This is a genomic window from Endozoicomonas sp. ALC013 (genome assembly GCF_049310205.1).
Classification (GTDB): Bacteria; Pseudomonadota; Gammaproteobacteria; order Pseudomonadales; family Endozoicomonadaceae; genus Endozoicomonas.
In genome coordinates this window covers 1-9,462 of sequence record NZ_JBLYNS010000168.1, presented here as the reverse complement: position 1 = coordinate 9,462, position 9,462 = coordinate 1, and the positions used below count along the sequence as shown (strand labels likewise).

The following is a 9,462-nucleotide window of genomic DNA, read 5'->3' as shown; positions in this document are numbered from 1 at the left end:
TACTCACACTTTTTACCGGCCAGGTAATGGCCTGATTTACCTGAGCTGTTCAGAATATGAAAGTTCAACGGCTGTCATCCGCCATGTGACTGTATTATGCTGTATTCATCCTTACAGGATATTCAAGAGTTCAAGATCCTGAGCGATGACTTGAGTAATGGAAAGAGTCTTATCCGTTAGGTTAGCCAGGAAGGCACACTTCAACAGACAGAATGACACGGAGCTAACGCCTCTATGATATCGAAACTGCAGCCAGCCAAAAGAATGAGGCTGTTCTTTTCAGCGCTGCTTTTCACAGCACTTCTCTCAGGCAATCTCGCTCAGGCCGTCGATAAGGACATCAGCCAGCCAGTACCCACCCTGACACCCAACCTGCAACAGGCCATTGCCAGCGTTCATGTGGTACAGCTGCTTTCAAGAAGCCACTACCGGAAAATCCCCCTTGACCAGAGCAATATGGAAAAGGTGTTTGATCGCTATCTTGATCGACTGGACCCGAACCGCAGCTTCTTCCTGCTGGCAGATATCCAGGAATTTCAGCCCTATCGGAAAAAACTGGGAGACTCTCTGAAAAGCGGTGACCTCAATCCCGCCTTCGCCATCTTCAACCGCTACCGTGAGCGGGCGGAAGAACGCGCACGCTTCATGCTCAAACAGCTAGAACTGGGCATTAACAACCTGAACCTCAGGAAAAATGAAGAGCTGGTGATTGAGCGCAAGGATGAACCCTGGCTTACCAGCAAGCAAGCCCAGCAACGGCTTTGGATCAAGCAGTTTAAAGACAGCGTATTAAGCCAGAAGCTGAACAATAAAACCGACGAAGAGATTATCAATCAGTTGCGCAGAAGAAACACCAACCTGCTGCGCAGGCTGCACCAGAGCAAAAGCGAAGATGCCTTTCAGACCTACATCAACGCCTTCGCTGGTATTTACGACCCTCATACCCAGTACTTCTCCCCCCAGACGGCGGAGAACTTTGATATCAACATGAGCCTCTCTCTTGAAGGGATCGGTGCCGTACTCTCTGCTGAGGATGAATACACTAGGGTAGTCAGTGTTGTCCCCGGCGGCCCTGCCGAGAAAGCCGGGCAGCTGAAACCCGGTGATAAGATCGTCAGCGTTGGCCAGGGCAAGAAAGGCAACCTGGAAGATGTGGTGGGCATGCGTCTGGATGATGTGGTCAAATTAATTCGCGGTGCCAAACACACCCTGGTTCGCCTGGAGATTATTCCCGGCAGCAGCAATGACAGCAGCACCCGGGTTTATGAGATTGTCCGGGACCGGGTCAAACTGGAAGAGCAGGATGCCGCCAGTAAAATCATTGAAGTGCCCATGAATGGCAAGACCAGCCGTATCGGGGTGATCGAGTTACCCACCTTTTATATCGACTTCAAGGCTGCCCAGGCCGGTGACCCTGACTATAAAAGCACCACCCGTGACGTCCGCAGGCTCCTGGAAAAATTAAAGAAAGAGAAAGTGGATGGCCTGATTATCGATCTTCGCGGTAATGGGGGCGGTTCACTGCAAGAAGCCAATGAGCTGACCGGTCTATTTATTGATAAAGGGCCTACCGTTGTCGTCCGCAATAACCGGGGTCGCGCTGAGCGACAGGAAGACCCGGACTCAGAGCAGCTCTACGATGGCCCCATGGTGGTGATGATTGACCGCCTCAGCGCTTCCGCTTCTGAAATCTTTGCCGGGGCCATGCAGGATTACGGCCGGGCGCTGATCGTTGGCAGCCAGAGTTACGGCAAAGGTACCGTGCAAAGCATCCAGCCACTGAACCACGGGCAACTGAAACTGACGCTGGCCAAGTTCTACCGGATTTCCGGCCAGAGCACCCAGAATCGTGGCGTTATTCCCGATATCATCTTCCCTTCCCTCTATGATGGCCGGGATATTGGTGAGGACACGCTGCCGGATGCACTGCCGTGGGACAATATCTCACCGGTATCCTACAGACCTTACGCCAACTTAAGTCCTTATCTGCCGGAGCTGCAGAAAAAGCATGAATTCCGCACCCGTAAAAATGCGGATTTTGTTTACCTCCATGAGATGAAGGACTACTTCGAACATTATGAAAATCAGAAAAAGGTTTCCCTGAACCAGGAAAGACGACAACTGGAGCTGCAAACCATGCGCAGCCAGCGACTGGCCATTGAAAATCGCCTGCGGAAATCCAGAGGTCTGGCATTGCTGAACAATCTGGATGAGCTGGAGGAGATCAACAACCAGGAACAGGAACAGAAGAAAAAAGATAAAGAGCCTGATGCCTTCCTGAAGGAAGCGGGTGTCATCCTGACCGATATGGTGAAAGCCAGCAACAATAAGCGGCTCTTTACCCGTCGTTCTGGCTAACACCTGCTTTAACTGATGGTAAAAAGCCCGCTATTTGCGGGCTTTTTATTAAGCACAGTGCTCAACCTTAGCAGGCTGGCTGCGCTAATGACCTGTGGAAACATCCCCCAGAACTTCAGCAAGACTGGACCGGGAAAGCTGCCCCTGCAACTGCCCATCGTCATCAACAACGGGGAGGGGAAAGTCGGTGTCCAGGGTATCGGGAATAACGGACTCCAGTATTGAGTCTGCCTGAATAGTCGGCACCGTCTCAATCAATATCGAGGTGACCTTCTTGTGACTCCCCTTCTGCACGGCCTGCTCAAGGGTCTGCTGAAGAATCACACCCTGATAGCCTTCATCATTAACGTAATAGCCAAAGTCTTCAGAGGTCTTTTTCATCTGACTCAAGGCCTCATCAATGGTTTCTGCAGTAATTCGACAGGCCGGAGGTTTCATCACCGTTTCTACGGTCAATGCCCGGGCACGGTTAACATCCTTAACAAACGCTTCCACATAATCTGTGGCCGGATTCAACAGAATATCTTCCGGAGCCCCCTGCTGAACCAGCTCACCATCTTTCAGAATGGCAATGCGATCACCCAGCCTCAGCGCTTCATCCAGGTCATGGGTAATAAAAACAATGGTTTTCTGGAGCTTACTCTGCAACCCGATCAACTGATCCTGCATCTCACTGCGAATCAGTGGATCCAGGGCAGAGAAAGCTTCGTCCATCAATAGAATTTCCGCATCGGTGCACAGCGCCCTGGCCAGACCAACCCTCTGTTGCTGCCCTCCCGACAGCTGGGAGGGGTATTGCTGCTCGTAGCCAGCCAGCCCCACGGTATCCAGCCATTGTTCCGCTTTCTTCAGTCGCTCGGCTTTGCCAACACCCTGAACCGACAGACCATAGGCAACATTATCTATGACCGTCCGGTGAGGCATCAGACCAAAACGCTGAAAGACCATGGACATCTTCTGACGTCGAAAGCTTTCCAGTTCTTTGGCAGAAAACCGGGTAATATCGGTGCCATCCACCAGGATCTCCCCCTCAGTGGGATCGATCAAACGGTTAAAATGGCGAATCAAGGTGGACTTACCGGATCCGGAAAGCCCCATAATCACAAAAATCTCACCTGCCTTGACGTCCAGGTTGATATCCCTGAGCCCAAGCGTATGCCCGGTATCAGCCAGAATCTGATCTTTGGATTCCCCCTGATGAACCCGGGGCATAACCTTGTCAGGCTGTTTCCCGAATAATTTGTACAGGCCACGAATCTGGATCAGAGGCTTTGTCTTGTCACTGTTATGCATGCTCAGCGCCTCCCAGATGTTTCTGGGTTCTGCGGGCATAAGCCTGAGAAACCCGGTCAAAGATGATCGCCAGCGCAACAATGGCAAGACCATTGAGCAGCCCCAGGGTGAAATACTGATTGGTAATGGATTTCAGTACCGGCTGCCCCAGGCCCTTGACGCCAATCATGGAAGCAATCACCACCATGGCCAGCGCCATCATAATGGTCTGGTTAATACCGGCCATGATGGTTGGCATTGCCAGTGGCAGCTGCACCCCCCACAACCGTTGCCACGGGCTGGCACCATAAGCGGTAGCGGCTTCCAATACCTCTTTATCCACCAGACGAATCCCCAGATTGGTCAATCGAATAACCGGTGGAATGGCATAAATAACCACCGCGATCACGCCGGGAATCTTGCCAATCCCCAGCAACATCACCACCGGAATCAAATAAACAAATGCCGGCATGGTCTGCATGATATCCAGCATCGGCGTTACCAGCTTCTGCACCCGGTCGGAACGGGCCATGGCGATACCGATTGGAATGCCCAGCACCAGGGAGAGCAAGGTGCATACCGTGATAACACTCAGGGTTCTCATGGTATTTTCCCACATACCAAAATAACCAATGGTCAGCAGGGAACAGACAACACCGAGGCACAGCTTCCAGGAACGGCTGGCGGCGTAGGCCAAACCGGTGATTACCGCCAGTATCAGTAACCAGGGAGAGCTGATCAGCAGGTTTTCAAACCAGACAAGAAAAGAGAGCAACGGATCAAAAAACGACTCAATCAAATCGCCATGTTCCCGGGAAAACTCCCGGTAGGCACCATCCAGAGTCTTTCGCAAAGCGATCAGGTCACTGCGTTCCATATCCGGAAACTCAGTAACCCAGGATTCCTTAGCCATACACTTCAGCCTTTATTATGGGTGATTGGCACAGTATTCAGAGTATGGAGTTTACGCCTTTCGACTCCGCTCAAGACGAACGGAGTCTGGAGGTCAATAAATAAACCCATCAATTGCATTGAACCAGTGATGACCTTAGAGAGCCGCAAGCTCTTGCTTTACTTTTGCCACCACATCAGCAGGCAGCCACTGGGACCAGACGGACTCATAGTTGGTCAGGAAATGCTCCATGGCGATTTCACCATCCGCCTGATTTTCTTCCATCCAGGCCAACAGCTCATTCATCTGCTGATTGGTAAACGAGCGCCCTGCCAGGTACTCATAAGCTGCCGGTGCTTTAACGGCGAAACGTTCGGTGGTAATGGTATTGACCGGCGATGGCGGATACATAGTGACTTTCGGAGACTCACAATCTTCTTTGGTGGTACAGTTGATGTATTCATCTACATCAACACCGGAACCGAAATCCACCTTGACCATTTCATACTTGCCCAGTACTGCCGAGGGTGCCCAGTAATAGCCAAACCAGGCCTCTTCCCGCTCATAGGCTTTGGCAATAGCGCCGGACATACCGGCACCGGAACCCGGGTCAACCAGGTCAAACCCATGCTCTTCCAGCTCCAGCGCCCTGAACAAGTTGCCAGAATTAATCTGGCAGTTCCAGCCCGCCGGGCAACCGTAAAAAGCGGACAGGCTGGAATCTTCCGGATGCTTGAAGATTGCTGCTTTCCCTTTAATACCCTTGATGGTTTTCAGCTCAGGGTCTTTTTCTACCATGTATTTCGGTACCCAGAACCCTTCCTCACCGCCTTCTGACAGCGAGTTGCCAGCATAGCGAAGGCGCTTTTCCTCGACACCTTTATCGAAAGCCTGCCTCATGGAGTTACTCCACATTTCCGGCGCGATATCCGGCTCTCCTTTTTCAACCATGGAGGTACCTGTCGCCATGGTGTCGCCAGGCACCAGCTCCACATTACAGCCAAAGACATTCTCAAGGATAAATTGATCAACGTGAGCTATCAGCGTTGCCGAGTTCCAGTTCATATCGGCGACTGTGACATCACCGCATTCATCAGCGGACACAGAGGCAGCAAAAGGGAGGGAAACAGCCAGTAAGGCAGCGGCAGACAATTTTCTTTTTAGCATGTGCAATCCTGTTTTTATTAATCCGTTTCTGATACCGGGCAGTGCCTTCCTGGCTCTATGGTGTAGAAAGGGATTAAAAATTTCTGCTCCTGCGGTTTTCCGTACACCGATTAACAGCAGAAATTTTTAAGCCCATTTTCCAGCGCCGAACATTTAACCGTACTTTCCCGTATATCAACTGGGGCACTAACTTACACTTCTAATGATTAGATTTCAAATTACTTTCACCAACACCCCAGAGAAAAAGACCAAAAATCAAACAGCTAAGGTTCTGTCCCGGCGATATCCAGAAGCGGCGCGGCATCGATGGACTCGGCATCCATCATGGCTGCAACCCGCTGCAAAGACGACAAGACCTGTGTTTTCTCCCAGGCCTCCAGCGCCTCAAAACGCTCAATAAACTGTTCATGCAGTAGCGCCGGTGCTGTTGCCAATACAGAGCGTCCGAGCTCGGTCAACCGTGCGTTAACAATTCGTTTATCGCTGACACTTCGGACTCGCTCCAGATACTGCCGCTCTTCCAGCCGATTCAAAATGGTGGTTACTGTCGCCTGGCTCAGGGAAACATCCTGGGAAATCCGCTTGACCGTCACATCACCGAGATCGCTGATTGCCTTCAAGACCATGATCTGGGGCGTGGTCAGGCCACAGGCTTTGATCATACGTTTTGAGTGCAGATCCGTTGCACGTATTATGCGTCTTAGAGAAATAAGTACGTCAGTCCAGTAACACGGTTCAGTCATACAATTTACTCATCGAAGAGGTTTAGAAAACAGGCGTATTTATTTGCCACAAAATAAACCGCAAAACAAACAAAATTTGATCTCAAATAGTTTGAACTGTAATATATTTCACCTAGACTCCTAATTAAAGTTGTATACAGGATCCTCTTCATGTTTATCCCCTCAGAGCGTTGACAGGCTTCTTGCACATAGCTCCAAACCCAAACGATCAAATTGATTTTGACTATTCAGCAAGAGCCAGCAACATGTCCCAACCGGAAATCTCTATGCCTTCCAGGCAAACCATCAACCCTCCCGTATTTTTTGGCTCAGCCATGTTAATACTTTTACTGGTGGGCTATACGGTCTTTTTCCCTGAAGATGCCAATAGCCGCTTTACGCATCTACAGTCCAGCATCATGACCAACGCCAGCTGGTTTTATGTCATGGCCGTGGCCCTGATCCTTCTGTGCGTCGCCTTTCTGGGGCTATCCCGATATGGTGATATAAAGCTGGGCCCTGATCATGCCGAACCCTCATTCAGCTTTGGCTCCTGGTTCGCCATGCTCTTTTCTGCGGGCATGGGCATCGGCCTGATGTTTTTCGGTGTCGCCGAGCCGGTTATGCACTTCCTTTCTCCACCGCTGGGTGAGCCTGGTACGGTGGAAGCCGCCAGAGAAGCCATGAAGCTCACCTTTTTTCACTGGGGGCTTCATGCCTGGGCGATTTATGCCATCGTGGCGCTGATTCTTGCTTTTTTCGGTTACCGGCATAACTTGCCACTCACTCTCCGCTCCGCCCTTTACCCCATCATCGGTGACCGTATTTACGGCATTCCCGGCCATATCATTGATGTGTTTGCCATACTCGGCACCATTTTTGGTGTTGCAACTGCGCTGGGTTATGGGGTTTTGCAGGTTAACTCGGGGCTGAACTACCTTTTCGGTATCGACATCAGCACACAGACACAGGTGATTCTGATTGTGGTCATCACGGCACTGGCCACCGTTTCTGTGGCGACAGGCCTTGATAAAGGCATCCGACGCCTCTCAGAAGCCAACCTGCTACTGGCACTGATGCTGTTAGTGATGGTGTTACTGCTCGGACCCACCGTCCTGTTGTTGCAGATGTTCGTGCAAAATACCGGTGGTTATCTGTCTGACATCGTCGGTAAAACCTTCAATCTCTACGCCTATCAGCCCACCGAGTGGCTTGGCGGCTGGACCTTATTCTACTGGGCCTGGTGGCTCTCCTGGTCACCGTTTGTCGGTATGTTTATTGCCCGTATTTCCAGGGGCAGAACCATCCGTGAGTTTGTTACTGGCGTTTTGTTCGTACCAACAGGCCTGACCCTGATCTGGATGACCGCTTTTGGCAATACCGCCATTGATATGATCATGAACCGGGGCATGACCGGTTTGGGTCAGGCCGTAGAAACCGATGTACCCATTGCGCTGTTCAGGTTTCTGGAATATTTCCCGTTCTCAAATGTACTCTCGATGGTAGCCATTGCCATGGTCGTGATCTTTTTTGTCACCTCCTCCGACTCCAGTGCCATGGTTGTCGACATGCTCGCCTCCGGGGGCAACAGTAAAACGCCGCTCTGGCAGCGGGTGTTCTGGTCCAGCCTGATTGGCATTGTAGCCATGGTACTGTTATTGGCCGGTGGCCTGGAGGCCCTGCAAACGGTGACCATCGCCTCAGCACTGCCTTTTTCCATCGTACTGTTGGTGTCAGCTTATGGCTTACTGAAAGCGCTGGCTGTTGATGCAACCAAGAAAGCCAGCCTGGAAAGAACCACACTCACCCCCAAAGTGGGTCATAAACCGATTCCCTGGCAGAACCGGCTGGCGACGATGGTCAGCTTTCCCCGACGGGCCCATGTCAATCGCTTTATTCAGGATGTTGCTCTCCCGGCTATGGAGTCCGTCGCATCAGAACTGAGCAAACAGGGGGTAGAAAGCACGATTCAACTGGATACCGAAAAACAGATACCCAGCCTGGTGGTACTCCACGGCGATGAAGTGGACTTCTTTTACAAAGTGACGCCCCGCTCTTACCTTCAGCCCAGTTTTATGCTGGACGAAGAAGATGAAGAAGAACGCAAATACTTCCGGGCCGAAGTTTTCCTGAGAGAAGGCGGCCAGGGTTACGACATTATGGGCTGGACCAGTGATCAGGTGATTGGTGATATTATCGATCAGTATGAAAAGCACATGCATTTCCTGCACATGGTTCGATAGACTGAACACACCCTCGTTTCCCCGCCCTGTGTGGAAACGAGGTGAACAGTTCGCTATCTAATGTATGGGTAGACAAAGTCAAACTGCTGCCCTGTCAGATTAATGGTCGCTTTTGAATTGTATGTGGTATCGTAACGCTCCATCCAACCATCAGCAGTAATGTGGTAATTGTTCTTGCTGCCATCCCTGCTCAGATGCCCGGACAGATTTCCGTTTAAGGTCTTCCCATACACATTAATCCCTTTAAAGAAAAAGCTGAAATTGACCCCACTGCAAACATTTACCAGATCGGCATGACTGCTATAGGGGATCACTACATACTGCTCTTCACGACCACCCGTTGGCTTAAGCCTGAAACGCATCACCATTATGCCCGCGTGGCTGATATGCAGATAAAGTACCAGTTCAGAGAGCCAGAGTTTTTCAGTTTTGGCAATTCTGTAAGCATCAAAACGATAGGTTCCGGCTGGTATTTGACAGGCAGTAAAGGAGGATAAGTCAGGGGACATCGGCGGCGTATAGGCAGGTGCGGGCTCTGTTCTATAACCATGGTATAAGTAATCCTGCGGGGGTGGGTATAACGGCCCTTCAGGCTGAGGATGGGCCGGCACCTCAGGGTAAGGTGGAGGGGTAAACCGTTCAAGGCCGATTGGTTTACCCAGGACAATCGATGGTAATAAAAGGATAAATGGATACAGTTTCATAACACCACAACCATAACATTATTCTTCCGGGCTAGAAGAATAGGTCATTTACCCGTATTTACAGGATGACTGTGAAATTAAACATCAGATTCAGATACCCGGAA

The 9,462-nt window shown here is 50.8% G+C and carries 7 protein-coding genes; 2 read left to right on the top strand and 5 right to left on the bottom strand.

Annotated elements, in window-relative coordinates:
• The first annotated feature begins 234 nt into the window (after positions 1-234).
• A complete protein-coding gene (locus ACO6V1_RS20775; RefSeq protein WP_422448971.1) occupies positions 235-2,358 on the top strand; it encodes a carboxy terminal-processing peptidase in 2,124 nt (707 codons plus the stop codon).
• 84 nt (positions 2,359-2,442) lie between these two features.
• Here ACO6V1_RS20775 and ACO6V1_RS20770 read toward each other — a convergent pair whose 3' ends face one another.
• The 4 genes from ACO6V1_RS20770 to ACO6V1_RS20755 all read right to left on the bottom strand — a co-directional run bounded on the left by ACO6V1_RS20770 (position 2,443) and on the right by ACO6V1_RS20755 (position 6,432).
• On the bottom strand, positions 2,443-3,651 hold the full coding sequence (locus ACO6V1_RS20770) for a quaternary amine ABC transporter ATP-binding protein (RefSeq protein ID WP_422448973.1): 1,209 nt from the start codon (positions 3,649-3,651) through the stop codon (positions 2,443-2,445).
• Complete coding sequence (locus ACO6V1_RS20765; protein ID WP_422459987.1) at positions 3,644-4,543, bottom strand: ABC transporter permease; 900 nt, start codon at positions 4,541-4,543, stop codon at positions 3,644-3,646. Before ACO6V1_RS20765 ends, ACO6V1_RS20770 begins: the two co-directional genes overlap by 8 nt.
• Before the next feature lie 135 nt (positions 4,544-4,678).
• Entirely contained in the window at positions 4,679-5,689 is a 1,011-nt protein-coding gene (locus ACO6V1_RS20760) for an ABC transporter substrate-binding protein (RefSeq protein WP_422459989.1), read from the bottom strand.
• A gap of 263 nt (positions 5,690-5,952) precedes the next feature.
• A complete protein-coding gene (locus ACO6V1_RS20755; RefSeq protein WP_422448977.1) occupies positions 5,953-6,432 on the bottom strand; it encodes a MarR family winged helix-turn-helix transcriptional regulator in 480 nt (159 codons plus the stop codon).
• A gap of 266 nt (positions 6,433-6,698) precedes the next feature.
• Between ACO6V1_RS20755 and ACO6V1_RS20750 the strand changes: the two genes are divergently transcribed.
• Complete coding sequence (locus tag ACO6V1_RS20750) at positions 6,699-8,654, top strand: BCCT family transporter (protein ID WP_422468314.1); 1,956 nt, start codon at positions 6,699-6,701, stop codon at positions 8,652-8,654.
• Positions 8,655-8,707: 53 nt separating this feature from the next.
• On the opposite strand, the gene ACO6V1_RS20745 is transcribed toward ACO6V1_RS20750, so the two are convergent.
• A complete protein-coding gene (locus ACO6V1_RS20745; protein WP_422448981.1) occupies positions 8,708-9,358 on the bottom strand; it encodes a hypothetical protein in 651 nt (216 codons plus the stop codon).
• Between the last annotated feature and the right edge of the window lie 104 nt (positions 9,359-9,462).

Bases quoted from the DNA above. Each gene is read 5' to 3' on its own strand.
- ACO6V1_RS20775 (WP_422448971.1), top strand. From the start codon at position 235: ATGATATCGAAACTGCAGCCAGCCAAAAGAATGAGGCTGTTCTTTTCA.
- ACO6V1_RS20770 (WP_422448973.1), bottom strand. From the start codon at position 3,651: ATGCATAACAGTGACAAGACAAAGCCTCTGATCCAGATTCGTGGCCTG.
- ACO6V1_RS20765 (WP_422459987.1), bottom strand. From the start codon at position 4,543: ATGGCTAAGGAATCCTGGGTTACTGAGTTTCCGGATATGGAACGCAGT.
- ACO6V1_RS20760 (WP_422459989.1), bottom strand. From the start codon at position 5,689: ATGCTAAAAAGAAAATTGTCTGCCGCTGCCTTACTGGCTGTTTCCCTC.
- ACO6V1_RS20755 (WP_422448977.1), bottom strand. From the start codon at position 6,432: ATGACTGAACCGTGTTACTGGACTGACGTACTTATTTCTCTAAGACGC.
- ACO6V1_RS20750 (WP_422468314.1), top strand. From the start codon at position 6,699: ATGCCTTCCAGGCAAACCATCAACCCTCCCGTATTTTTTGGCTCAGCC.
- ACO6V1_RS20745 (WP_422448981.1), bottom strand. From the start codon at position 9,358: ATGAAACTGTATCCATTTATCCTTTTATTACCATCGATTGTCCTGGGT.